Source organism: Centipeda noxia ATCC 43541, assembly GCF_000160555.1.
GTDB classification, from domain to species: Bacteria; Bacillota; Negativicutes; order Selenomonadales; family Selenomonadaceae; genus Centipeda; species Centipeda noxia.
On sequence record NZ_GG749283.1, the window covers coordinates 40651 to 66044 of the forward strand.

Here is a 25394-nt window from a genome sequence, read left to right on the forward strand (position 1 = left end):
TTCAGAGTTTAAGCGGCCTAATCTTGCGTACAACATCGAGAATCGTGCCGTCACGCGCCTCCAGAACGGCAATGATCCGATCCTCCCATTCGAGTTCATCCGGCTCTCCCACGAGACTGTACGCCTTCTCTTGAAGAGCCTCGATCGTTGTATGAGCAATCCCCGCGGCATCGAGGCAGTCAACAAGATCCGTACGCACAGGATTGACCGCAATGCCGTAATCGGTCACAAGCACATCCACGCAATCCCCCGGCGTCGTTACAGTAACCACCTTTTTGCAGACCGTCGCCATGCGGCCGCGCACCAGCGGCGTCACGATGATGCAGCATTTGCTCCCGGCCGCGGTGTCCGGATGCCCTCCCGGCGCGCCGCGCAGCACGCCGTCCGAACCGGTCAGCACATTGACGTTGAAATCCGTGTCGATCTCAAGCGCCGCCAATACTACGAAATCCAGTTTGTTCACATACGCACCTTTATTCGCCGGATTGGCATATTCGCTCGTAGAAATCTCCAAGTGCTGATCCGGATGTTCCGCTAGATGCGCAATCGCCTTTGTGTCAAAATCCTGCGTGTCGAGAAGTTTGCGCACAAGCCCCTTGTCCATGAGATCGCAGATGTTGCCACCCATGCCTCCGAGCGCAAAGCCCATCACGATGCCGCGCTCCGTCATATAGGTTTCGAGGTAGCGATTAACAGCAAGCGAGGGCCCTCCGACTCCTGTCTGAAAGGAGAATCCATCCTTGAAGTAAGGTGTTGCCGCCATGATCTTTGCGCAGTTCTCCGCCATCATAAGATTGCGCGGATCCTCGGTCACACGGGCCTCCTTCGTTCCGATCTTTTTCGGATCGCCGACCTCATCGACGACGACGACATAGTCCACGTCGATAGAGGAAATAGATGCAGGCGTATTCGGAAACGGAACCATGGTGTCCGTCACGACGACAACACGATTTGCATAGCGCGCGTCTGCGACGGCATAACCGAGCGTGCCGCAGTTATTCTTTCCGCCTGTACCGTTTGCATTTCCGTAATCATCCGCAGAAGATGCCGCAATGAATGTGATGTCAATGGCAAGTTCTCCCGTCTCGATCGCACGCGGTCTGCCGCCGTGACTGCGGATGATCGCCGGCGTCTTGAGCTTGCCCGCGGAGATGACTTCACCGATTCGCCCGCGCACGCCGGAGGACTGAATCCCGATGATCTTTCCTGCCTCGATATAGTCTGCGAGCAGATCCTGTGCGCTGCCGAGCGATGTTGTCGCGACCGTCAGATCCTTCAGCCCCATCTCCTCCACCAAAACCTTCACAACCATACTGGTCACATAATCGCCGTTGCGAAACGCATGGTGGAAGGACACGGTCATGCCGTCATGCGCCCCGCATTTCTCGCACGCCTCACGGATGGAGGCGAGCACCTTGGATGCCTGCGGTTTTTCCGCGCGGCGCACACGAGGACCTGCTTTATGGAAGGTCTTTCCGTCCATATAGTATTTCCCCTGATATACCTCCTTTCCACCTGCGAGAAGCTCCTCCGGAATTTCTCTGCCAACTGCATTTTTCATCACCGCACCCCCTCTATAAATCTCCGTGATAAACGCCGCACGCCTTTGCCAGTGCGATCACGCGGCTCGCATCCTCGATAAAGGGAATGTCGACCATCTTTCCATTGACCGTATAGACGCCGACGCCCTGTTTCGACTGTTCCTCAAAGCTGCGCACGTAAAGTTCTGCCGTCGCGATCTCCTGCGGGGTCGGAGCAAAGGTCTGGTGTACATAGGCAATCTGCCGCGGATTGATGAGGCTCTTGCCGTCAAAGCCCATTGCATGGTCGAGTTCCACCTCCGCGCGAAATCCCTCCTCATCGTCCAGCGCCGTAAACACAGTATCAAAGCACTGAATCCCTGCCTCGCGCGCCGCAAGCAACATGAGACTGCGCGCCGTATTGATCTCGATGCCGCTGCGCACGGGGCGCACGTGCATGCTCTTGCGGAAATCTCCGCCCGAAATGGCAACGCCGAGCATACGATCCGATGCCTGACAGATTTCCCGTGCATTCAGGATCCCTTTCGGACTTTCGAGCGCCGCCATGAGAAGGGTCCGCCCCTCCTCAACGCCAAATTCCTTCTCCGCCGCGCGGACATGTTCTTCGATACACTTCACATCGTCTGCGCTCTCACATTTTGCAATGCGCACCCCATCCGCACCGCCGGCGACACAGACGCGGATATCTTCCTGCCAGTGCGGCGTCTCGAGCCCGTTCATGCGGACAAGCACCTCAGTCTTGCCGTAATCAATGCTCCTCAGCGCATGATAGAGCGAGAAGCGCGCCGCATCCTTCTGGTTCTCCGCCACCGCATCCTCAAGGTCGAGAATAATGCTGTCCACACCGTAGATATAGGCATCCTTAATCAGGCCCGGACGCTGCGCATTCATGAACATCATCGTACGGCGGAGACGGAATCGCTCCGGTCTTGGTCTTGGAATCATTGGACTGCACCTCCCCACGGGACATTCTTGTCTGATATTCCGGCACTGCGAAAAACAGCACATTCCACGCGTGCACGAATCGTACAGTCGAGAGCTCCCTGATCCACAATCTGTATACGGACAGACTGTACGCCGAGACGCTCCAGTGTCTCGAGCACAGTTCTCTGAATGGCACGGCCATACTGATTCATCACGCTGCTCTCAATATCGAGCTCAATCCCATTCGCTCCCGGCTCCACAGTGACCCGCACATCGCTTGATTCCAGCGTTCCCGCCATCGCCGACTTCTCGATCTGCATAACGATTCCCCCTAACTGTTAATTATGGTATCATAATAGCAAGGAGCGTTATATTTTGTAAACGCACCCGTTTTTCCATTCATGCCATTCCATAAAAGAATGTATCTTCAATATTTTTCAATCGCAAAAGCAATGAATATCATGATATAATAAACAAAACGTATGTCGTACCTCTTTATTTCCCTGGAGGGAGGATCCAATGGATACGCAAGATATTCAGCTGCTCATGACCCTGCACCGCACAAACAATATCACGCGCGCGGCAGAGGAACTGTACACGACCCAATCTTCAGTTTCCAAACGTATACGCCAGCTTGAAAAGGAACTGGGGATCATCCTGCTTCTGCGCTCACGACTCGGCATTCAGTTCACACCGGCAGGAGAGATCGTCCTGCGCCATATCAAAGCCATTACGCGAGAACTTATGACAATGAATCAGGAGCTCAACGACGCCCAGGGGGTGATCTCCGGCACACTGCGCATCGGCGTATCGATCAATTACGCGATATACCGTTTGCCGCCTCTGCTCCGCCTCTATCAGGAACGCTTTCCGTTGGTTCATACGCAGCTGACCATCGAAGTCAGCCAGAAAATCTTCTCAATGTTTATTGCGGGACAGACCGAGCTCGCCATCGTACGCGGCGAGCACTCCGACTGGGACGGGCCTCGTATCCTGCTCGGCCGAGAACCGATCTGCATCATTACCTGCCGAGAGCACAGGAACCTTCCGCTCAGAGAGCTTCCGCAAATCATCCGCAAAGCTGATACCGGAATGGAGCGGGATACAGCGCTCTGGCGCAAGGAAAACAAAATTCCCACGGCAAAAAATCAGATCTTCGCAAATAACACCACGACCTGTATCGAAATGGTACGGCAAGGACTCGGCTGGGGCATCGTTCCGAAAATCTGTCTCGCGCACTTTGACGGATGCATCCGTCCCATGCACTTTGCAGACGGCCGTCCTCTCGTACGATCGACGTACCTGCTCTATACGGAACAGACCGCTGCCCTGCCGCAGATCGACGCCTTCATCAATCTGCTGCGTGAATCCACAAGCCTGCCACATACGGCATAGGAGGTAATCATGATAACAACAATCTATCCGTCTGACCATGCGGGTACTGCTCAAGTACAAGCGCTGCTTGAAAAGGAAGGTCTCCGCATGGACGCAAATATCGACTACACCTGCGCCGTCCTCGATGACGCGCATCAGGTCATCGCAACAGGCAGCTGCTACGCCAACACGCTGCGCTGCTTTGCCGTAGATGACGCACATCAGGGAAAAGGCTTGCTGAACAAAGTCCTCACCCATCTCATGAATGTCCAGCAGGAACGCGGGAACTCCTCTGTCTTTCTCTATACGAAGGGCGCCTCCGCCCCCTTCTTCTGCAGTCTCGGCTTCCATGAGATTGCACGCGTCTCTGATACCATCGTCTTTCTCGAAAATCGGAGCTGGGGCTTCCCAGAGTATCTGAAAAAATTACAGGCAGAAACAGGAGCAGGAGTGGCACACAGCACGGCGGCAGCGATTATACTGAATGCAAACCCGTTCACGTATGGCCATCTGTATCTCGTGGAGCAGGCTGCGGCGGAGAACGATCTCCTGCATCTCTTTGTGGTCAGTGAGGATGTGAGCTTCTTCCCCTATGATATACGCGATCGCCTCGTACGCGAGGGAACCGCACATCTGAAGAATATCGTCCATCACGCAACGGGTCCCTACATGATCAGCCAGGCGACCTTCCCCAGCTATTTTCAAAAGGATGAGGATGCGGCGATCCGCAGCCATGCACAGCTCGATATCGCCGTTTTTTCGCGTATCGCACAGGCGCTCTCCATCACTCGCCGCTATGTTGGTGAAGAACAGGCGAGCCGTGTCACACGCCTCTACAATGAAATTATGCTCCACGATCTCCCGCTTGCCGGCATCGAATGCAGAGTGATCCCGCGCAAGGAACGCGAAGGAGCACCCATCAGCGCATCCACCGTCCGCCGTGCGATACAGTCCGGCAGTATGGACGCCCTTCCCGCGCTCGTACCGCCGACAACACTGGCTTTCCTTCAGAGCGAAGAAAGTGCCGCCATCCGCAAAAAAATTGCAGAGGCAGCAGATGTCGTACATTATTGAAAGGAGCCATAATGCTCAGCGGTATCCCTGTGGAACTTTCCGCCATGCTCGCCGCACGTGAAGAACGCGCAAGGCAACAGGATGCTTGGCTGAAGCAATATCAATGCCCGCTGCTCTCGTTTACCCTCAATATCCCGGGCCCCGTTAAGACCTCCCCGGCGCTTCGTCGTGCTTTTGAGACCGGACTCTCGGCGCTGCAGGAGCATTTGACAGGTATGCATCTGTCTCCCATTGCACAGATGCAGGTGCATGCAGCAACTGGGGATGAGGCTCTCGTTGCCGTCAAAGGAGATGCCGCGTCATTGAAAGAGCTCTGTATCCGCATCGAGGAGACGCACCCGCTCGGTCGTCTCTTCGACTTTGATGTTCTCACAGCAGATGGGATAAAACTCTCCCGCCCACTCCCGCGCCGCTGTCTGCTCTGCACAGAACAGGCTCAGGTCTGTGCACGCAGCCGGCATCACTCTATCGAAGAACTGACAAATGAAATCGAGCGCCTCCTTTCTGTATATTTCAAATAAAGTATAGAAAATGGGACTGCCCTGCAAAGCTGATTGAGCCTTGCAGGGCAGTCCCGTCTTTATGCCGCTTTACGGCAATCTCCTAAATGCTTAACGATGCCAAGGTCTGTCGTTCCGATAATCTCTTTTGATGTTCTGTACCGCCTGATCATGACGCTTCTGCTCTTTTTGCATCGCACGGTTATACTTTGCCTGATCGCCGTCGCGGCGGAACTCAAAACGGATCTTGCGTACATTCTGCTCGTGGACGCGATCCTCTTCCCGCATGCGGAAGCTATACTCATTCGAGGTACCGTTTTCATAGCGGAGCGGCTGATAGATTTGCGCCGCCTCGGCGCTGCTGACCGTCGCCCCCATCATGCTGAGTCCCATCGCAGCAGCGAGAACCCCTGAGATGTATTTCTTTGACATGTTTTTCATAAGTATTTTCCCCTTTCGCTTGGATGCTTTTTGAGGATAATCTATTTACCTTGGATATTGTTTAAGCGCAAATAAACCATTTATTAGATCAACACAGCAGTCCGATTGATGAACGAACAGCTTGAACAAAGACATACCCCGTCTTCATTTTTTCCAATAAAAAACCGCATCTGTAAAGATGCGGCATTGATCTTCTTACTCTGCAGTGAACGGAAGAAGCGCGATATTGCGTGCCCGTTTGATTGCGAGCGTTACCTGACGCTGATGCTTTGCACAGTTTCCAGAAATGCGGCGCGGAAGAATCTTCCCGCGCTCTGTCGTGAAGCGGCGCAGCTTTGCAGCATCCTTATAGTCGATATGATCTACCTTGTCCACGCAGAACGAGCAGACCTTGCGACGAGGCTTGCGGCCTCGATCTCGTTTCATCATTTTTGCTGTCCCTCCTTATTACGGGATATACTGAGCAGATGCTCAGAACGGAATATCGTCGTCCGGAATCACGGGACCCATCATATCCGGTGCAGAACCCCCTGCAGCAGGCGCTGTGCCATGCCCCGCTGGCGCATCAAAACCGCCTGCGGCACCGCCGGAATTCTTGGAGTCGAGAAACTCTACATTGTCCGCTACAACATCCGTTGCATATTTGCGCTGTCCATCGCTGCCGTCATAGCTGCGCACCTGAATACGTCCTTCGACGCCGATACGGCGGCCCTTGGTCAGGTTGTTTCCGCAAATTTCAGCAAGTTTTTCCCAACAGGTCACAGGGATAAAATCTGCTGTCTGCTGTCCCTCCTGCTGTGCTGTCCGCGAAAAGCGGCGGTCTACCGCAACCGTAAAGCGGCAAAAAGCCTTTCCGCTCTGTGTATAGCGAATCTCTGGATCGCGCGTAAGGCGCCCGATCAGTATAACTCTGTTCATTGTTTTCTCTCTCCTGTGTGATGGCGTTCCGTCACAGATCGACTTACTCCTCGACTCCGTCCGCGCGAACGATCATGTGCTTAAGCAGCTCGTCAGTGATCTTCATCACGCGATCGCATTCAGCGACACAGGCGGGCTCTGCATTAACGTACAGCAGAACATAATATCCTTCGGTATTGTCCTTGATCTCATAGGCTAGGCGCTTCTTGCCCCAGCGGTCCTCTTTTTCAATCGTACCGCCATTGGCCTGAATGAGCTTTGTGAACTTCTCGATGACGGCGTTTGTCGCTTCTTCCTCCATCGGCTTCACGATAAATATGACTTCGTACAATCTCACGAAATCACCTCCTCTTTGGTCTTTGGCCGCCGATCTCGTCGACGGCAGAGTTATTCTTATGTGCGCGCACAAAAAAAGCATACGCTCACGCGACAAAAGTTAGTATAGCATGTTTGACAGCGACACGCAAGGGTTTTACAAAAGTGAACAACAAGAATCTTCTATAATGAGAAGAAGCTTCAATCCGCATGCTCTACAAAGGAGCGCCCCCCTTCTCCATGTCGGCGCTGTATATCATCATGAATTTCAATCCACGCGCCCCATGCGGGGCGCGACCACACTGGATGACCTTCGTGGCAGCGGCAGCCTTGTTTCAATCCACGCGCCCCATGCAGGGCGCGACAACTGCAGGACATCCGCAATATCCGCATCAATGAGTTTCAATCCACGCGCCCCGTGTGGGGCGCGACATGGGCTTACGGTCTTTGTCCCGTTCCCTCATGGCGTTTCAATCCACGCGCCCCATGCGGGGCGCGACGACAAATAAGCGTCTGCATCGTCCCGGACAGACCGTTTCAATCCACGCGCCCCATGCGGGGCGCGACAGGCACTGAGCAATGCGGGTGCCCGCCGGAAGCTGTTTCAATCCACGCGCCCCATGCGGGGCGCGACGCGCATCGGGGTGTGCTGCGTTCCAGTCGCGGAGGTTTCAATCCACGCGCCCCGTGTGGGGCGCGACGCGGCACGGGCGTTGAAGTGCGGGAGGACAACGAATTTCAATCCACGCGCCCCGTGTGGGGCGCGACGGCAAAAGAGGTCACGACTTCCCCCTTTTGCCACGTATTTATGGGCATTCCCCTCCACAAATACGATTTTCTCGGCACCTGAGACCCACGCCCCTCCTGCGGCATGATTCTCGCACCTATATTTTTACATTCTGTTTTCTGTTCACTTCACCTTCGCACTCAGTAATAAATGCTCAGATGATGATGGCCGCCTCCAAGTCATAGGACTCTTTAACACCATAATGCGTTACTTTCGGTCCTTTATCCTTTCCGAGGTAGTAAAATCGCAGGCTATCTTCCTGCAGGTCAATGATATCCAACAGCGCAAGTTCCAATTGCTTACATTGGGTTGGATCCACCTTACACTCAAAGACAGAGTTCTGCACGCGCTGCCCATAGGCTCTGCATTTTCGTGCGACCTGGCGCAGCCTCCTGCGCCCATCGGCGTCAACTGTACTGATATCATAGGTGATCAAAACATACATAGCAAGTACCTACTTCCACAAAAATGGCGGGTAGGCATCAAGATCCCCACGCAGATGGCGTGCAAGCAGCATTGCCTGCACATGAGGAACAAGCCCCCATTTGATTTTTTCCTCTAAAAAAGGATGTGTCATCATCCCCTCTTTGTGTGCATGCCATGCCTCCAGAATCTTTTTACGCCCATCATCGGTCAGATATACGGCGCCGCCCTCTTCTAGGCGAAAATCCTTGCCGCTGATCTTCTTGGTATTGACCATGGAAAATGCCGTACGATCCGCCATTGGGCGCAGTTCCTCCATGAGGTCAAGTGCGAGTGACTGTCTGCCCGGGCGATCACGATGCAGAAAACCGACATAGGAGTCCAATCCCACCCCTTCAAGTGCCGCCCCTACATCATTCATGAGGAGGGCATAGAGGAAAGATAAGAGACAGTTCATATTGTCGAGCGGCGGTCTGCGGTTACGCTCAGTAAAAAAGAACTCTCCTTTTTGTTTGAGTATCATATCATCAAACACAGAGAAATAGCTGACGGCAGCCTTACCCTCGACGCCGCGGAGTTCCTCCAAATCAGATGCACACGTTGCCTCATGACAGGATGTCTGGAGAAAGTCACTGACACTCTGAAATTTCTCCTCATCAATTCGCATGGCATGGTCTCTGCGCGTCCGCTCGATCATCCAGCGCGCATTATAGATCTTGCCAAGGATGAAGTTCTTCGCAAGTGCAAGACTGGCAGTCTCATCATCTGCACGACGATACTGCTCCCTGCGCAAGAGGACGTTGCCATTCATCTTTCCGATAACGCGCGCCTGAAATCTCCCCTCCGAGCTCATGAACGTCAATGCAATATTTTCCTCTGCGCATTTCCGCATGAGCGCAGGGCTCGCTCCCGTGTAGCCAAAGGTTGTAATCTGCTCAAAGTTATGAAGCGGAAAACGAGCCAGTTCCTTCTCCTCCCGAACGACCACAACATTGCCGCCGTCCAACGCCAAATACGCCTCATCCTGATTGACAAAAAGTGTGTTCAAAAGAGGCTTCATCCCTCTGCCAGCCTCCTCTCAAGATAATGTTTGGCAGATTCGAGCCGATTCAATTTCGGCATACAGATATTGTTGAGAGAGCAGTTCTTGCAGCCTTTTCGGCGCTTCACGCGCGGGGTATGTCCACTCCGGATATACTGCCGCATTTCCTGTACCAGAACCGGGATCCGCGCTTTCAGTTCGTCCGAAAATGTGACCTTAACCCGACGGCGAATCTCCCCATAATACAAATATCCGAAGGGGATATCTATCACGAGCATATCCTCAAGACAGAGTGACTGAAGGGTCAGTTGGAGTACATCCTCCTCCCCCTCCTTGGGCCTTCCTCGCTTATACTCTATTGGGACGACGCGATAACTGCCCTGATAGGAGGGAATACATACTCCCGTAGGATCCGCGTGGAATTCGACAACATCGCAGGCTCCGGAAATCCCAATCCGAGGGGATGCTACGCGCATTCCACGCACAATGATCTTATTGCCGCGCTTTTCCTTGATGTTCTCATCGTGCGCCCTTTCGTGCAGGGCATTCCCCTCAACAGTCAGGACATTTTCCTGCCAATGCTGCTCAAGATGAATCAGCCCCCATTGACGAGGACAAAAGACATAGTGCTGAATCTCCGAGAGCATGAGATACTCTTCCTCAGCATACCCCATATCAATCGACCAAGCTTCCCTCAACATATTTCTCAATGTGAATGCCGTCAATGGCGTAGAGCGCACTGTCGTCGATGATATAGTCATCCAAATGCGATGGCGTCTCTACCCCATCCTTTTTCTGTGCCGAAACGCTGCGGTGGATCTTCGCACTCGGTGCACAGCCGGTTTTATTGGCATGCTCAATCCAATAGAAACGGCTCATCTCCATGCTTCCCTCAGGTCGGGCGGACGATGCATCATTCTCGAAAATTGTACAGAGAGCTTCCTTGATCTTTTCGGCATCCCCCTCGCTGAACCCCGTCTTTTCCGCCAGCTGGACGTTAATACTGCCCTGGAATTTATACACGCCAAAGTCTACGCGATACTTCATGCCCATCGTATCCGAGCCTTTCTTATCGCCCGGCTCATTGTTGACGCTCTTCGTGATCTGTATACCCGTGATGGTGACAGGATCGAGGCTGACTGCCGTATGAAGGGTCACAGGACCCCGCACGCCGACAGAGACAGCATCAACGCCTTGCTTCTTTGCTTCTTTGAGCGCAAACACCTGTCCGAACGAACGGACATCTATCCATGCTTTACACGCCTCTTCTGCAAATATACGTGTGCGCCCCTGCTCCTTGTCCTTCATTTTGAGCGGTTTATCCATCGCAGGGTTTGCCTCGACACGCGATCGAATACTGTCACATCCGTCATCTGCGCGCTCATTGGACTGAACGAGAATTTTTTCGCCTATATCCTGTAAGCGATTGCGAAGCTTACGCTTGAGACAGACGTCAGAGATTTCTCCATAGCTGCCGTAATCCGTGCGCGGCTGATTTCCATTCAGGGGGTCGCCGTTCGGGTTGGAACGCTCCACCGTGATGAATCCGATAAAATCAATTTTCTTCGTTAGTACAGCCATCATGCTTCCTCCTCAGCAATCTAGTTCTCTTCATTTTTGTTATCCTGTTTCATCGCATAACGCTGACAGGATAGTCCAAGCAAAAATTCCACATTTAATGGAGCGTCTGAGCAAAAATCTTCGTCATGAAATGTATTGATAATTTCATCCATAAGATCTTTCTCTTTTGCACCATATTTCTCCCGTTTTTCCTGATACGGCAGAAGCTTTTCCTGCAAAGTTTTCCACGTCGATGAAGGTCGTGATGAAAATTTCATCATGTAACGCATTGCATTTGTTGTCCGGCTTCCCTTTTCTTCTTTTGTGAATGTCGCCCGCTCCATTTGGTCAGCGACAGCAAGTAATCGACCAAACAAATAGGAACGATTGGTCTTCTCCTTGTTTAATGCCACTGTGTAAACCTCCTTTTTATAGTTGAGCCGATTGGATATAATGGAACAAGCCGGCTCTAAAATCAAATGTTCCCATTCTTCCAGCGGATCACATACTGCTCGTTTAACGACCCGTTGGAAGGCTGTTCGCTCCATGTCACTTGGCAATGGAGCCCCTTGTATAATGGAGAAAAATATCCTGTGAAGCTCCATTTTCATCTGCGCATCACTGATATTATCGCCGCGATAGGCGGAAATAAGCTTACGCGGGCTCGCAACGCCATAATAATGAGGGTACCATTTCTTCTTTTTCTCATCGCAGCCACGCTGCCACCATGCGCTTACAACATGCCATTTCTCAATGCGCTTCAGAAAATCCTCTCCTGCCATCTCATCGTAGTAGCAGATGGAGAGGCGTCCTGTTGTCGCCGCATCAAGAACCATAACATTGACCTGGCTTCTCTCTGGTTTTTTAAAGGCGTGTCTGTATCCTTGTATTGATTCCTTTAACGAATCCGACCACTCCCGCATTGTAATAGGAATGGCAGAAGAAGCGTTCCAGCGCCTTTGAATAAGCCGCACTGTATTGTCAAATGTGGAAGGAAGATCCTGCTGATATCGCCCCCAAGCCAAAAATACACGCCCATTGACATTATATCCCTGCTCACGAATCAACCATGACAGAGCATTCATTGCTTTCTGCGAACTCTCATATCCAATGGATATACATTCGTTGCTATCAGCAAAACGTCCCCGGAAGGTAAAGCCTGAATTGTCATTCGAAGATATGATCTTAGCCCCGTCTCCTGCAAAACGAATCCCCTTTGCATGTTTTCCTATGATATGTATATATTCACCGGATGCATAACAAAGTTTTTTTCCCGTATTTGAAAGCTGCTGAAAGATAAATCCCTGATATTTCTTTTGCAGCACCGTATCCTTCCATAGCTCCGGGCACGTATCCCCCTGCAGTTCGACACGAAAGCGCACCACACATTTTAAAACACTAGCCGAAGTCGCTTGGAAAATAAGAGGTTTTTCCTTGTCCTTATTCTCCCACTTCTCTATAATACCTCCAGCTTTATCTTTGTGAAGGACTTTTTTATCAACCAAATCCTGAATCATATCGTGTTCTGAGACGTAACGATATACAGCCCATACCTTAGGATCAGAATACTTCGATTCTGCCCATAACTTGAGTTGTTTCACATATTGCTTATAGGGATTCTTTTTTTCATCTTGTTCCACAGTGGCGTACTTACCATAATCTCTTGCGATATAGGAGAGATTGTCATGCAGAGGATGCGGAAATACCCCCTTTCCAGATCTGGATGCCGAATCTGGTGTACATGGAATCAGTGTCGGCTGATCTTCCTTCAACAGGACTTCGCAGTGAAGAAGCTTACCTTCTCCATTCACCGCAATCTCAATCTGTGCATTCTGGATAATATGTCCCACGGGAGGAAGCAGCGCTTTCATCCCACCAACACCAGATCTTCCAGCAAAACGTTCGTTTTCATTGTACGTCTGCACCAACTGCTCCATCCAGCTCATAAATGCCCTCCTTCCAACTGTTTTTCTTCCTCTTCAGCAAAGAAGACATTGTCTGCATCAAATTGTTTCGTTCTCACCTCGCGAATATCTCGCACCATCTCACACTTCTCAGGGCGGCGAAAGTGTATAATTCCTTTTTTCATGGTCGGCTTCCAAAAACGAACTTGCAGTTTATCTTCTCCCGTTTCATCAGGGTAGTTAAAGCCATGCAGCATAATGCCAAGCGGCAATTCATCTACATTGTCGTAATAGCCTTTCCCCACGCCATACTTCACAGGCTCTACATAGCCCTGACATTCCCGTGTACCGAGGAAGATATCCCGCCGTCCACCGCGCTCCACCATCCGCTTTGCGATGTTGTGGTGCTTATGCTCATCTCGATCTTCCTTGAGTTCCTCCCGGTGCATATTGAACTCAAAATGTGCGCGCACCTGATAGCAGACATCACTCAGGTACTTGTAGTAAGAGAGATCATTCCCACTGTCTCCATACTTTAATGGCTTCACGCCGCGGACTTGTGTTGTAATCCGCTTCATCACACGAACCTCATCAATAAACCAAATAATGGTGGGTTTCCAGTAAATACTTTCGGTGATTCCCTTCAGCGCCTGATACGTTGGTACAGAATAGGAGGCTTTCTCTCCACCGATCTTTGTAATTGGATCCGTAAAAAGCGCCATCCTACCATATACCTGAAATTCGATTGAATTTCTCATGCGTTCACCTCCTCAAACCATACAATAATCATTCTGCTGCTCCTCCAGTTGCACCCCGAAATTTTCACTATAATATTCCTTTCTTAAGGCAATCACCCCGCTTTCCGTTCGCCAAACAGCGCCCCATGCTTCAAGATGTTGGATTTCATAAGAAAAGAGATTTACTGCATATTGCTGTGCCTGCTTCATCTCCCTGAAAAAAACTTTCTTATCCGCTGTCTTTCCATCAAATAATGGAATAAGGGAATCTCCATCCTTATAGGGCACAAGAACACTCTCCGTATAGGTATCAATAACCTCAAACATATTGCCTGCATCGTGAAATGCTTGCATAAAGTACAAATCTATCTTATCCCCACGACCTTGGCATGCATTCCAACCTGCATTGTTTGCGCTCAAAAGATCGAAGATGGTATTGCGTCCCTTGATCGGATAACACATTTCCTTTTCCGTATGGTCTCTATAAAACCGCCGGAAATACTCATCCATAATTTGGGGTGTTACAATTTCATTTTCCATTTGTTGATACAACATGATCTGTGCGATCTTTTTTCCCTGTTGTATGTCCTTAAGATTGCTGAGATTTTCTTGTTCCAACGTAAAGAGCCGAACGATCCCGCGCTCCATCTCCCCATGGCGGTTGCAGCGTCCCGCCGCCTGTGCGATGGAGGAGAATCCAGCAAGAGCACGATAGACTACAGGAAAGGATACATCAACCCCCGCCTCAATGAGCTGCGTGCTGATACAGATAAGCCGCTGCTCTGGATATTCCTGGCGAGTATCAAGCTCTTCCCGCACAGTACGCAGGACCTCCTTACGGTGGGCAGGGCACATTTTCGTACTGAGATGCACAACATGAATATCTCGTTCCGAAATCTGCGCAAGTTCAGAGACTTTCTCATAGAGGCTGCGCGCCTGTTCCGTGAGGTTCACGATGCAAAGGACATCACCGATCTCCTCCGCACTATGCACGATTTCTCCGGCAATTTCATTAATGGAAACACCGCCATCCTCACAGATATTCTTAATCTGCACTCTTTGGAAGCCCTCAAACACCTCTGCTAAATCGCTCGTAAGATCCGCATTATCCCTCATCTCAATCGGAACATCCAACTGTTCCAGCGGTGGTTGAGTCGCCGTGCAAAGAAGCGCGGTGACACGACACAAATCTTTAAGAAAGTTCATTGCTGCGTTGAAGAGATAAGTACAGCGAATAGGAAGCGTCTGAATCTCATCAAAAATAATGATGCTGTCCTCCAGCGCATGCAGCCTGCGCAAGGAGCTGTTGCCGCCCGCAAACACAGTGTTCAGAAACTGCACCTGCGTCGTAAAGATGACCGGAACATCCCATCGCTCCGTAAGGATGCGCCGAAAGTCCATACTCTCAGTATCTTCCCCATCGTCCTCCGTGATGACATTGGAGTGATGTTCCAGAATCGCCTCATCCATGTGGAAAATATCACGAATCTCCTTGACGTTCTGATCGATGATCGAGGTATAAGGAATGACAACAACAATTCTTTTTTTATTGTATTTCTGCGCATGACGCAGGGCAAACCGCATACTTGCAAGGGTCTTGCCACCGCCCGTTGGAACGCATAACCTGAAAATCCCAGGGCTCTCGTCACCTGATTCGAGGCAGTCATCGCTGATCTTTTGACGAAGCCGAGCAATTTTCTCTGCCTTTGGCTCTGGAGGAATGGAAAATCCGGTAAGTTTCTGCTCCAACTTATCAGAGAAGTCCGCCCAGATCTCGGCCGTGTCCCATTCGTCCGTCAACGGTTTTTCAAGTTCGAACTCCGCACTATCCAGCCGATCAGCATCAACGAGCATACTGAGCAGCAGCTTATGCACCATGCCCCAGTAAAAATGATACTTCTCGCCCCTCTCCGGATCAAGCGCCGTAATCTTTGCATCAAGTACAGTAAATTCATGGACAGCATGCTCAAAAAGCAAATCAAGCTCTGATTCCGAGATGACTGTATCATAATAATAGGAAAGATCGACATTCGGCACATCTATTTTCTCCATGCGCCGCAGAAAATCAGACGTTCCATCTTCACCAAGATAGTTCATCAGCCCTGTATGATGTGAGAAAATCACGAGTGCTGCTATATGTACTGTAAGCAGTCCATCGACATCCCTATCACCATATCGCCTCATCAAGAGCTGACCGCCCGCTGTGGAATGATCTACCTTTTTCCCCTCGTTATAATTCCCCGGCTTTCGGCACCAGTCAAGATAATCGGCGAACTCTTTCGTGCACTTGCCAAGATCATGCAGCACGCCGATCAGCCGTGCAGTCGCCGATAAGCCGATCCCCGCAGCAGATGCCGCCATGAGGTCCCCCACGCGCAGGAGATGGGCACGCATGGTCTGCTTCGCTGATCCGTCGCGTCGGATATGAGCAAGATACTGTTTCATCTCTATCACACTCCGCCTATATATTTCTACATATCTTCTGAATCTCCTGTTATTTTCTTTTATTTCTTTAATATTATTTAAAAATATACCCCCTCGTATGCCTTACGGTATCCAAGGGAGTATATAAAACCTAGAATGAAAACTCTATATCATTCATCCAACTCGGTCAGCATCTTGCCTCCGTAGAGATCTGACCAATCATCCGCAAATACTTGAATGGCATCTGTTACAACCTTCTTAGCAAAAATCTCGCGCAGAATATTCGGACTGACAGTGACGGAGTGCGCGCCTGCGAGGATGGCGCGGTCGATCTGAGCAGGCTGTTTGAAGCTCGCCGCCAGAATCTCCGTCTCATAGCCGTAATGATTGATGATGCCGGCGATGCTGCCGATAACATTCGCAGCATCGACGCCAAGCGCCTCCATGCGGTTGAAATACGGAGCGATGCAGTCCGCCCCTGCCTCGAGTGCGATGAATGCCTGGTCCATTCCGTAGACCGCCGTCGCTGTCACGTTCGCCCCCTGCCGCTTGAGCGCCTTGATGACCTTGACGCCCGCGAAGTCGACGGGAACTTTGATGAATACCTTCTCATCCACATGACGGAACACAGCTTCCGCGTCACGCATCATGCCGTCGTAGTTCCGTGCCGTCACCTGAATATGCAGCGGACGCAGACTGCCGATGATTGTGCGAATCTCACGCATATGAGCAAAGAACGGAACCGCACCTTCCCTCTTCACAATAGTGGGGTTGCTCGTCACGCCCGCAATAGGCAGATATTCGGAGAGTTCACGGATCTCGTCGAGGTTTGCAGTGTCGAGTAGATATTTCATTGTCACAGCCCTTTCAAAATAAGCACAAAAGCCCACCCGACCAATGGCAGGTGAGCTTTGCGGTTGATTTACGCATCCAATGCCTTGCGCATAGCGGCAATCAGCTGGATGCCGCCGTTGATGTCGCCGTCGATGATATGCTTCACCACGGCGCTGCCGACAATGACGCCGTCTGCCTGCTTGCCCGCACGCGCCGCCGCCTCAGGCGTACCGATGCCGAAACCGATGGCAAGCGGCACATCCGTATAACGGCGCGCGGCCTTGCAGACACCCCCGATGATGGAGTAGTCGATCTCCTTAACACCCGTGACGCCATAATTCGAGATGCAGTAAATAAAGCCGCGCGCATCTTTGCATGTCTCCTGCATGCGCTCTTCGGTCGTGCCGGGCGTAATGAACTCGGTGAGGGTAAAGTCATGCGCGGCGCAGATGCGGCGCATATCGGCAGACTCCTCATGCGGCACGTCAGGGAAGATCACGCCGTCCATGCCTGCCGCCTTGAAATCCGCGACAAATTTCTCAAAGCCATAGTGGTTCACCATGTTGATGTAGCCCATGCCGATGAGCGGGATCTCGGAGTGTTTGCGGATCTCCTTGACGATCTCGAGCGCTTTTTTCATCGTCATTCCGTTCTTCAGCGCAATGACACTTGCCTCCTGAATAACGGGACCGTCCGCCATCGGATCGGAGAACGGCAAACCGAGCTCAATCACATCCGCACCCGCCTCCTCGGCACGGCGTACAATATCGACAGTCGCTTCCGCGCTCGGGCAACCCGCTGTGACGTAAATATAGAGCCCTGTTCTTCCTTCCGCACGAAGCTTTGCGAGTTTTTCATCCAGACGCTTGCTCATACGATCTCCTCCCCCAGCTCCTTTGCGACCATCTGCACATCCTTATCGCCGCGTCCCGAGAGACAGACAACGATATTCTCGCCCGCCTTCGTCTCGGGCATGAGTTTTTCGAGATATGCAAGTGCGTGTGAACTTTCAAGTGCAGGAATAATGCCTTCGATGCGCGACAGACGCTGGAACGCCGCAAGTGCTTCCTGATCGGTTACAGAAACATAGGCAACAATTCCCTCATCCTTGAAGAAGGAGTGCTCGGGGCCGACACCAGGGTAGTCCAGTCCTGCCGAAATGCTGTATGCCTCGATCACCTGTCCGTCCTCGTTCTGGAGGAGATAGCTGTATGCGCCATGAAGGATGCCGGGCGTGCCCGCACCGCTGAGCGTCTTGGCGTTGTCTCCGTCTGCATCGCCGCGTCCGCCGCCCTCGACGCAGAACTTCTTGACATCTGCATCATTGCGGAAATCGTAGAAGGTCCCGATCGCATTGCTGCCGCCGCCGATGCAGGCAACGAGGTAGTCGGGGTTGCCGTCGAACGTATCCTTTGCCTGTGCGCGGATCTCCTCACCGATGACTTTCTGGAAGTCGCGCACCATCTCCGGATACGGATGCGGACCGACCGCAGAACCGATGACATAGTAGGTGTCCGTGATGTTCGTCGCCCAGTAGCGAATCGCCTCACTCGTTGCATCCTTGAGCGTGCCCGTGCCGCTCGATACAGGGATGACCGTCGCCCCCAGGAGACGCATGCGGAACACGTTGAGCCGTTGACGCTCGACATCGACCACTCCCATGAAAATGTGGCACTCCATACCGAAGAGGGCCGCGACCGTTGCCGTCGCAACACCATGTTGGCCTGCGCCCGTCTCCGCGACGATGCGTTTCTTGCCCATGCGCTTGGCGAGGAGCGCCTGCCCGAGTGCGTTATTGATCTTATGCGCGCCCGTATGCAGCAAATCCTCACGCTTGAGATAGATATTCGCCTTGCCGTAGTGCTTCGTCAGCCGCTCAGCAAAGTACAGATTCGTCGGACGTCCCGCATACTCTCTCAGATAGCCGCGGAACTCTGTGAGAAACTCCTCGTCTTCACGATATTTCAGATAGGCCTCTTCCAGTTCATTCAGGGCAGGCATCGCGATCTCGGGCACATACTGTCCGCCATAGCTGCCGAATCTTCCCTTCTTGCTCATATATCATTGCTCCTTTATTCCAACTTCGGATAGCTCTCTCGCAAATGCACCGATATCGGCAGCACGCACAAGCCCTTCGCCCACAAGGACGCCCTTGCAGCCCGCCTCATGGACGAGCACAGCATCCTCCCGCGAGAAAATACCGCTCTCGCTGATGATGGTGCGGCTCATGTCTGCATACGGCAGGAGATCGAGCGTCGTTTGAACGCTCGTCTCAAAGGTCACAAGATTGCGGTTGTTGATGCCGATAAACTCCGCCGGTGTCGCCTGCGCGATCTCAAGATCAGCGCGGTCATGCACCTCGACAAGGGCATCCATCCCGAGGCTCCATGTGAGATAGAGCAGCTCTTTCAGCTCCTCGGGCGTCAGGATGCGTACGATCAGCAACACGGCATCCGCACCGAGGGCACGCGCCTCGTAGACTTGATACGGGTCAATGATGAAGTCCTTGCGCAGGAGCGGCGTATCCACACGCGCACGCACCGCTGCAAAGTCCTCGTTGCTCCCGAGGAAGTGCGGATCGGTATGCACGGAGAGCACCGTTGCGCCCGCCGCCGTATAGATATCGGCAAGTTCCATGACGCTGTGCGAGCTCGTCAGTCGCCCCTTCGCCGGCGACTGCAGTTTGCATTCTGCAATCAGTCCCCAGCCCCGCCATCGGAAGTGCTCCGCCATGCGAAACGTACCGCATGAGAGGGTTGATTTCAATTCATCAAGCGGCACGGATCTCTTTGCTGCTGCTACAATATCGCGCTTCTTTGCAACGATCTCGGCCAGTATATCGCGCACGCTGCACCTCCTTCCGGCTCTTACGCTGTCCGGCATATTCTCCTATCTTAGTGGAGGATATCCCATTTGTCAATCAGCGCCGACGCACTGCCTCCATAAACGCTCTGATTTTTTCCTCCGATTTCTCGCCCTGCTCTTCGAGTCCGCCCGACACATCGACGCCGAAGGGATGAAAGATCACTGCGGCCTCTCCCACGTTCTCTGCCGTGATGCCGCCCGCGATCAGAACAGGCTTCGTAATGCGCGCGATCTCCCGCGCCGCCTCCTGCCACGCAAACACCGTACCTGTGCCGCCTGCTGCTCCCTGCAGATAGCTGTCCACGAGAATAATCTCGGCAGGATACTTGTTCGCTGCATCCACATCGAAATCATCCCCATAGCGATATGCCTTGATCACAGGACGCTCTGAACCCCGCGCCGTTTCGGCCGTCTCATGCCCATGCAGCTGTACATAATCGAGTCCTACGAGTGCAGCAATCGCGTTCACCTCATCCATCGGCGCGTCGACGAATACGCCGACCTTTTGCGCATGACGCAGCTCCCGCACGATCTCCTGTGCCGCCTTGGGTGCAATGAATCGCCGACTTTTTTTCGCAAAGACAAAACCAATATAGTCTGCGCCTGCCTCCTCTGCCGCAAGCGCTGCTGAGACGGTCTTCATTCCGCACATCTTCACACGCATCCGCTCTCCTCCATTCATGCTTCATCATCTTAGAGATACGAACTGTATTTGTCAAATGAAAAAGGTCCTGCATTCACGGACAAATGCAGAACCTTGCTGAAATCAAATATCGTTATTTCTTCATTGGCGGCTTATTTGCAGGTGCCGCATCCGGGTGAGGAGGACGCACCAATGTCGGATTGACGCCGAGTTCCTTTGCGATATCCTCCCAACGATTCTTCATATTCTTGCGTTCAAGTACGGAGCGAACGTCCTTGCCCGATGCCTTGGCGAGGATGCCGGCCATCTCGATGTCGTGCGGCTCGTATCCCTCATTGTAGAGAGTACGCGCAGTATTCACATCCATCTCGCCCTGCATTGAGATGTGCATGACAGCCATCTCGTCCAGTTCTTTCTGAACCGCTTCTTCCGTTATGTTGAGGGAGTCGGCAATTTGCTCCCACGTCTTGCCGCCCTCCTTCATCGCCATGACATCGCGGAAGGACTTGCCGGAAATCTTTGCGAACATTGCCGCCTGACCGATATCCGCGAGATCTTTTTTCGCATCAATTGCCTGCTTGACCTCTGCCTCAGAGACCTTAAACGTCTCCGACACATGCTTCGCGAGCTCCTCCGGCGTGAGCTGGACATCCGCATGAGCCGCGTCCATCTTCGCCTCGCTTGTCTTCGACGGGGGCGGCGCCGCATTCGCCCCATTCGCATAGGCAAGCGAGCCGATGCTCCCGCTGACAATGAGCACTCCAAACGTGATGCCAATAATATTTTTTCTCGTGGATCTCTTCATACGAAACAACACCTTTCTGTAAGAAGCTCCGCTTCCATTCTGTTCCTCAAGTATCCTTCACATTTCAATAGTATAGAAAATACTTGTTAAGCACGATTTAGGCATCAATTAAAGTTTGATTCAAAGCCGCTCCCCTGCTGAAGCACATCCCCCGCATGCTTTGCTGCAAACGTCGCGTCATCGGCATTACCAGAACGGCGGCCGCACGATCCTCAAATTTGAAGTCGTGCGACAACTCCACCATTGTGTTTTGTTTGTACGTATCGTAGTCAATTCAGTACGATCTTACTGTAATCTGCCGTCTCAAGCAGATAGTCGTCGATTGTCTTGAGCAGTGTCAGACGATTGATCTTGATACGCGCATCCTTATCCATGACCATGACCGCATCAAAGAAGGCGTCAATCGCCTGTGCGAGACTCCTCTCTGCCGCAAGCGTGTCTTCCCCCCCCGCGCGTGCCGCAGCTGCGTTCTCGTAGGCAGAGAGGAGCGCGCCCTCCTCTGCCGCCTGAAAGAGGTCTGTATCAAGCGTCGTACGCTCTGCCATACGCGCGATATTGCCGACACGGACAAAGGACTGCACGAGCGCATCTGCTCCATTCTCCTTGAGCAGCCGCTCGACGTAGGCGGCGCGCACGGGCACATTTGCAACGAAGTCCACATCCGCAAGCACTGCCTCCTGCACATCGTAGCGCACACCGCGCTCCGTGAGGACATTCTTGAGGCGCAGACGGATGAAATCTGCGACATCTGCCTGCATCTTCTCGCGTTTGTCCTCATCCAACGCATAGAGATCACACGCCTCATCGACGAGATCGGAGAGGAGCAGTCCGCTCTCCTGCTCGATCAGCATGAGCACGAGTCCGAGCGCCTGACGACGCAGTGCAAAAGGATCCTGTGAGCCCGTCGGAATCTTGCCGCGGCTGAACGTACCAACGATATTGTCGATCTTGTCTGCAACGCTGAGCGCAAAGCCGAGCGGTGTCTGCGGCAGTTCATCTCCTGCAAAGCGCGGCATATACTGCTCGTCAATGGCGCGCGCGACCGCGGGCTTCTCTCCGTCGAGGAGGGCGTATTCACGCCCCATAATGCCCTGGAGTTCCGTAAACTCTGTTACCATCCCCGTCACGAGGTCGGCTTTCGACAACTCGGCTGCACGTCGTGCATCGGATGACATCACCTCATAGACAGCATCATCCGGCGCGATCTCCTCGACAATCGCCGTAACCAGCCCCATGAGGCGCTCTGTCTTCTCATACATCGACCCAAGGCCCTGTTGGAAGACGACCGTTTTCAATTTTTCGCGATGTTCCGCGAGTGATTTTCTGCGATCCTCATCGAAGAAGAACTGTGCGTCTGCAAGACGTGCGCGCAAAACACGCTCATTGCCGTGGGCGACGACGTCGAGATGCTCTTTCCCGCCATTCCGCACGGTGATGAACACGGGCAGGAGACTGCCGTCCGCCGCCTTGACGGGGAAATAGCGCTGATGATCGCGCATCGGCGTGATGACAGCCTCTGCCGGAAGTGCAAGGTATCTCTCCTCGAAGGCACCGCTGAGTGCCGTCGGATACTCGACGAGATAGAGCACCTCCTCGAGAAGGTCCGGCGTGATCTCCGCCGTCCCCCCGCACGCCTTTGCCGTCTCCGCAATTTGCTCACAGATCATCGCACGGCGGCGCTCCGGATCGACGATAATGTGCGCTCTTTCACAGGCTGCCTCATAGTCTGCAGGTGACGGGATGATAAAGTCTGCCGGTGCAAGCGTCCGATGACCGCGCGACATATTCCCGCTCGTGACGTTCGCCAGCATAAAGGGCACGGTCTCCGTCCCATAGAGTGCGACGAGCCAGCGGATCGGACGGATGAAACGGAAATCCAGATCGCCCCAGCGCATACTGTTCGGGAGAGGTATGGAGCGGATAAGTTCCGGCAGCAGTTCCGTGAGCAGCCGTGCCGTCTCCGCCCCCTTCTCATGGACGGAAGCATAGACATAGCCGTCCCGCTGAATGAGTGCGGAAGGATCGATTCCCTGCCCGCGTGCAAACCCTTCGCCCGCCTTCGTCGGGTTCCCCGCCGCATCAAAGGCGATGGCGACCGAGGGCCCGCGCGTCTCCGTACTGACATCTTCCTGCCGCTCGGCAAGTCCCGTCACGATGAGCGCCGCACGGCGCGGCGTGCCGATGGTACGCAGATTCTCATAGGAAAGCCGCTGATCACGGAGCTGCTCGCCCGCCAAGCGTTTCAGATCAGAGAGAAGATGAGGCATGACATGGGCCGGAATTTCCTCTGTTCCGATTTCAAGCAGAAGATCCTTGCTCATTTTCTCCCCTCCTTCTTCAGCATCGGGTAGCCGAGCGCCTCACGCTGGGCCAGATACGCCTCCGCGCAAAGACGCGCAAGTTTTCGGACGCGTCCGATAAATGCCGTCCGCTGCGAGACGCTGATCGCACCGCGTGCATCAAGCAGGTTAAACGTGTGCGAACATTTGAGCACGTAGTCATGCGCGGGATGCACATGCCCCGCACCGATGACGCGCACTGCCTCTGCCTCATATTTGTCAAAAAGATCAAAGAGAAGCGCCTCATCCGAAAGGTCAAATGCATAGGTGGACTGCTCGAACTCGTTCTGATGGAACACATCCCCATAGGTCACATCGCCCGTCCATGCGATGTCATAGACGTTCTCCACGCCCTGGATATACATCGCAAGGCGTTCAAGACCATAGGTGATCTCAACAGAGACGGGCTTGACGTCGTGACTGCCGACCTGCTGGAAATATGTGAACTGCGTGATCTCCATGCCGTCCAGCCAGACCTCCCAGCCGAGCCCCCACGCACCGAGGGTCGGAGACTCCCAGTTATCCTCAACAAAGCGAATGTCATGTTCCACGGCGCGGATGCCGAGCCGGGCAAGACTCTCGAGATAGAGCTCCTGGATGTTGTTCGGCGAGGGCTTCATGATAACCTGGAACTGATGATGCTGATAGAGCCGGTTCGGATTGTCGCCATAGCGGCCGTCTGCGGGTCTGCGTGACGGTTCGACATAGGCGACGTTCCATGGTTCCGGCCCCAAAACACGCAAAAATGTCCACGGACTCATAGTTCCTGCGCCCTTTTCCACATCATACGGCTGTGCAAGGATACACCCCTGCCCGGACCAGAACTCCTGCAGTGCAAGGATAACCTCCTGGAATTTCATGCAAACAACTCCTTTAGGAATTACGGATCATTCATGCTTCCTTCATAAAAAAACCGCGTTCTTTTATAGAATACGCGGTTTTTAAAAAATGGCAAGAACCTACTTAAAATTTTCTTCCAAGCTTTGCAAAATCTGAGCCTGGCGCGAATTGATATCCTTGTTCCACTTGTTCTCATACCCCGCCGCATCATTGGAGGGGAGCAAAGCGCACACAATGATGAGGATGATAAAGAAAATGACCGCTGTCCCGATGATTTTTCGCTGATAGGAGATCCGCAGCTCTTTTACGCGTGCCAATCGGCTCTCCATTTCTCTTTTCCTGCGCTCCCGCATCGATTCGAAGGCGTTCTGCGCATATGGACGTTCCGGCATAATAGTCCCCTCCTCTCTTCGCGTGCGGGGATATTACACAACAATCGTCAAAAGAGACTCTGCTCCTCGTATACCGGCTCCTTCATCTTCTGATAGCAAAAGAGCGTCGCAAGCGTATCTGCAAGCGCTCCGTGCGCCTTCGTCGTCCCCCAGTCATAGCGGTAATAGTCTGCGCACTCCGCCAGTTTCCACCAGCGATATCCGCCGCGGCGCGCATCGGGGACCTTGCGGAACTCTGAGAACGCAAGCATCACATCGTGCCGATTCGGATTCTGGATGCGGATGCCGGACTGAGCCAGCAGCCGGATATCAAACTCGATATTATAACCGACAAGCAGCGTCTCCGGATCGTTGAACATCCGCTCGAGCTCTGCCTGCTGTGCAAGAATCGGCGGACAGTTCACCACCATCGCAGGAGAAATGCGGTTGATCTTCTCCGCATCCGGCCACGCATTCTTGCGCACAGGTGCGTACATACCGTCCACCACTGTTGCTCCTGCACCGTCCACGACGGCGAGAGTCAACACTTCATCATCGCTTCGAAAACCTGTCGTCTCGGTGTCAAAGACCAGAATTTTTTCCAACATGAAAGTCCTTCCTTTTCCAGTCGTTTTCTCCCAATTTTTACACGGCTTTCGTTAAAAATATTATATCGTATGCAAAATCGTCTGTCAAGAAAACGCCCGTCCCCTTTGGGGTTCATAAGGGAATC

At 52.8% G+C, this 25394-nt stretch carries 27 protein-coding genes and 1 CRISPR repeat array; of the genes, 3 read left to right on the plus strand and 24 right to left on the minus strand.

Translation table 11 applies throughout. The annotated features are described in order from the left end of the window. Position 1: 1 nt before the first annotated feature. Genes citF through citD form a run of 3 tightly spaced genes read right to left on the minus strand, consistent with a single transcriptional unit; the run spans position 2 to position 2785 of the window. Positions 2 to 1561 carry a citrate lyase subunit alpha gene (gene citF / locus HMPREF7545_RS09495; RefSeq protein WP_006695525.1) on the minus strand — a complete coding sequence of 520 codons (1560 nt, stop codon included), beginning with the start codon at positions 1559 to 1561 and terminating at the stop codon, positions 2 to 4. A 13-nt stretch (positions 1562 to 1574) separates the two neighbouring features. After that, complete coding sequence (locus HMPREF7545_RS09500; protein ID WP_040571387.1) at positions 1575 to 2486, minus strand: aldolase/citrate lyase family protein; 912 nt, start codon at positions 2484 to 2486, stop codon at positions 1575 to 1577. Beyond that, positions 2483 to 2785, minus strand: coding sequence for a citrate lyase acyl carrier protein (gene citD, locus HMPREF7545_RS09505; RefSeq protein WP_006695527.1), 303 nt, complete (start codon positions 2783 to 2785; stop codon positions 2483 to 2485). The genes HMPREF7545_RS09500 and citD overlap by 4 nt, the downstream gene beginning before the upstream one ends. A 199-nt stretch (positions 2786 to 2984) precedes the next feature. Here citD and HMPREF7545_RS09510 point away from each other — a divergent pair, with 199 nt between their 5' ends. From HMPREF7545_RS09510 to citX, 3 genes are read left to right on the plus strand one after another with little or no spacing between them, the layout of a single operon-like run. Beyond that, complete coding sequence (locus tag HMPREF7545_RS09510) at positions 2985 to 3860, plus strand: LysR family transcriptional regulator (protein WP_006695528.1); 876 nt, start codon at positions 2985 to 2987, stop codon at positions 3858 to 3860. A 9-nt stretch (positions 3861 to 3869) separates the two neighbouring features. Continuing rightward, entirely contained in the window at positions 3870 to 4913 is a 1044-nt protein-coding gene (gene citC / locus HMPREF7545_RS09515; RefSeq protein WP_006695529.1) for a [citrate (pro-3S)-lyase] ligase, read from the plus strand. Positions 4914 to 4924: 11 nt separating this feature from the next. Continuing rightward, positions 4925 to 5434, plus strand: a complete 510-nt coding sequence (gene citX / locus HMPREF7545_RS09520) for a citrate lyase holo-[acyl-carrier protein] synthase (protein ID WP_006695530.1) — start codon at positions 4925 to 4927, stop codon at positions 5432 to 5434. Positions 5435 to 5524: 90 nt separating this feature from the next. Here the strand turns inward: citX and HMPREF7545_RS09525 are convergent, their stop codons facing one another. The 21 genes from HMPREF7545_RS09525 to HMPREF7545_RS09625 all read right to left on the minus strand — a co-directional run bounded on the left by HMPREF7545_RS09525 (position 5525) and on the right by HMPREF7545_RS09625 (position 25269). Next, entirely contained in the window at positions 5525 to 5854 is a 330-nt protein-coding gene (locus tag HMPREF7545_RS09525; RefSeq protein ID WP_006695531.1) for a hypothetical protein, read from the minus strand. 195 nt (positions 5855 to 6049) lie between these two features. Then, positions 6050 to 6283, minus strand: a complete 234-nt coding sequence (rpsR, locus tag HMPREF7545_RS09530) for a 30S ribosomal protein S18 (RefSeq protein ID WP_006306231.1) — start codon at positions 6281 to 6283, stop codon at positions 6050 to 6052. A 42-nt stretch (positions 6284 to 6325) separates the two neighbouring features. Next, positions 6326 to 6772 (minus strand): single-stranded DNA-binding protein, encoded by a 447-nt coding sequence (locus HMPREF7545_RS09535; RefSeq protein WP_006695532.1) that lies wholly within the window; start codon positions 6770 to 6772, stop codon positions 6326 to 6328. A 43-nt stretch (positions 6773 to 6815) separates the two neighbouring features. After that, on the minus strand, positions 6816 to 7109 hold the full coding sequence (gene rpsF, locus HMPREF7545_RS09540; protein WP_006697080.1) for a 30S ribosomal protein S6: 294 nt from the start codon (positions 7107 to 7109) through the stop codon (positions 6816 to 6818). A gap of 243 nt (positions 7110 to 7352) precedes the next feature. Then, positions 7353 to 7855: direct repeats of the CRISPR family, unit length 33 nt; unit sequence GTTTCAATCCACGCGCCCCATGCGGGGCGCGAC. A gap of 173 nt (positions 7856 to 8028) precedes the next feature. Then, entirely contained in the window at positions 8029 to 8319 is a 291-nt protein-coding gene (cas2, locus tag HMPREF7545_RS09545; protein ID WP_006695535.1) for a CRISPR-associated endonuclease Cas2, read from the minus strand. 9 nt (positions 8320 to 8328) lie between these two features. Continuing rightward, complete coding sequence (gene cas1c, locus HMPREF7545_RS09550; protein WP_006695536.1) at positions 8329 to 9357, minus strand: type I-C CRISPR-associated endonuclease Cas1c; 1029 nt, start codon at positions 9355 to 9357, stop codon at positions 8329 to 8331. Then, the gene (gene cas4 / locus HMPREF7545_RS09555; RefSeq protein WP_040571388.1) at positions 9354 to 10013 is read right to left on the minus strand and encodes a CRISPR-associated protein Cas4; all 660 of its coding nucleotides are present in this window, start codon (positions 10011 to 10013) and stop codon (positions 9354 to 9356) included. The genes cas1c and cas4 overlap by 4 nt, the downstream gene beginning before the upstream one ends. Before the next feature lies 1 nt (position 10014). Then, positions 10015 to 10920 carry a type I-C CRISPR-associated protein Cas7/Csd2 gene (cas7c, locus tag HMPREF7545_RS09560; RefSeq protein WP_040571389.1) on the minus strand — a complete coding sequence of 302 codons (906 nt, stop codon included), beginning with the start codon at positions 10918 to 10920 and terminating at the stop codon, positions 10015 to 10017. A 20-nt stretch (positions 10921 to 10940) separates the two neighbouring features. Beyond that, a complete protein-coding gene (gene cas8c, locus HMPREF7545_RS09565) occupies positions 10941 to 12845 on the minus strand; it encodes a type I-C CRISPR-associated protein Cas8c/Csd1 (protein WP_006695539.1) in 1905 nt (634 codons plus the stop codon). Next, positions 12842 to 13561 (minus strand): type I-C CRISPR-associated protein Cas5c, encoded by a 720-nt coding sequence (gene cas5c, locus HMPREF7545_RS09570; RefSeq protein WP_006695540.1) that lies wholly within the window; start codon positions 13559 to 13561, stop codon positions 12842 to 12844. Before cas5c ends, cas8c begins: the two co-directional genes overlap by 4 nt. A gap of 12 nt (positions 13562 to 13573) precedes the next feature. Further along, positions 13574 to 15985 carry a CRISPR-associated helicase/endonuclease Cas3 gene (locus HMPREF7545_RS09575; protein WP_006695541.1) on the minus strand — a complete coding sequence of 804 codons (2412 nt, stop codon included), beginning with the start codon at positions 15983 to 15985 and terminating at the stop codon, positions 13574 to 13576. 149 nt (positions 15986 to 16134) lie between these two features. After that, the gene (locus HMPREF7545_RS09580; protein ID WP_006695542.1) at positions 16135 to 16818 is read right to left on the minus strand and encodes a fructose-6-phosphate aldolase; all 684 of its coding nucleotides are present in this window, start codon (positions 16816 to 16818) and stop codon (positions 16135 to 16137) included. Positions 16819 to 16886: 68 nt separating this feature from the next. Further along, positions 16887 to 17672: a tryptophan synthase subunit alpha gene (gene trpA / locus HMPREF7545_RS09585; protein ID WP_006695543.1), complete on the minus strand. Its 786-nt coding sequence runs from the start codon at positions 17670 to 17672 to the stop codon at positions 16887 to 16889. Then, positions 17669 to 18856 (minus strand): tryptophan synthase subunit beta, encoded by a 1188-nt coding sequence (gene trpB / locus HMPREF7545_RS09590; protein ID WP_006695544.1) that lies wholly within the window; start codon positions 18854 to 18856, stop codon positions 17669 to 17671. Before trpB ends, trpA begins: the two co-directional genes overlap by 4 nt. 3 nt (positions 18857 to 18859) lie before the next feature. After that, positions 18860 to 19645, minus strand: a complete 786-nt coding sequence (gene trpC / locus HMPREF7545_RS09595; protein ID WP_040571390.1) for an indole-3-glycerol phosphate synthase TrpC — start codon at positions 19643 to 19645, stop codon at positions 18860 to 18862. Between the two features lie 73 nt (positions 19646 to 19718). After that, positions 19719 to 20327, minus strand: coding sequence for a phosphoribosylanthranilate isomerase (locus HMPREF7545_RS09600; protein WP_006697091.1), 609 nt, complete (start codon positions 20325 to 20327; stop codon positions 19719 to 19721). Between the two features lie 112 nt (positions 20328 to 20439). After that, the gene (locus tag HMPREF7545_RS09605; protein ID WP_006695547.1) at positions 20440 to 21111 is read right to left on the minus strand and encodes a hypothetical protein; all 672 of its coding nucleotides are present in this window, start codon (positions 21109 to 21111) and stop codon (positions 20440 to 20442) included. A gap of 269 nt (positions 21112 to 21380) precedes the next feature. Next, a complete protein-coding gene (gene glyS / locus HMPREF7545_RS09610; RefSeq protein WP_006695549.1) occupies positions 21381 to 23432 on the minus strand; it encodes a glycine--tRNA ligase subunit beta in 2052 nt (683 codons plus the stop codon). Continuing rightward, positions 23429 to 24310 carry a glycine--tRNA ligase subunit alpha gene (gene glyQ, locus HMPREF7545_RS09615; protein WP_006695550.1) on the minus strand — a complete coding sequence of 294 codons (882 nt, stop codon included), beginning with the start codon at positions 24308 to 24310 and terminating at the stop codon, positions 23429 to 23431. The genes glyS and glyQ overlap by 4 nt, the downstream gene beginning before the upstream one ends. Before the next feature lie 99 nt (positions 24311 to 24409). Next, positions 24410 to 24682 carry a hypothetical protein gene (locus HMPREF7545_RS09620; protein WP_006695551.1) on the minus strand — a complete coding sequence of 91 codons (273 nt, stop codon included), beginning with the start codon at positions 24680 to 24682 and terminating at the stop codon, positions 24410 to 24412. A 47-nt stretch (positions 24683 to 24729) separates the two neighbouring features. Beyond that, on the minus strand, positions 24730 to 25269 hold the full coding sequence (locus HMPREF7545_RS09625; protein WP_006695552.1) for a 3'-5' exonuclease: 540 nt from the start codon (positions 25267 to 25269) through the stop codon (positions 24730 to 24732). Positions 25270 to 25394 lie beyond the last annotated feature (125 nt).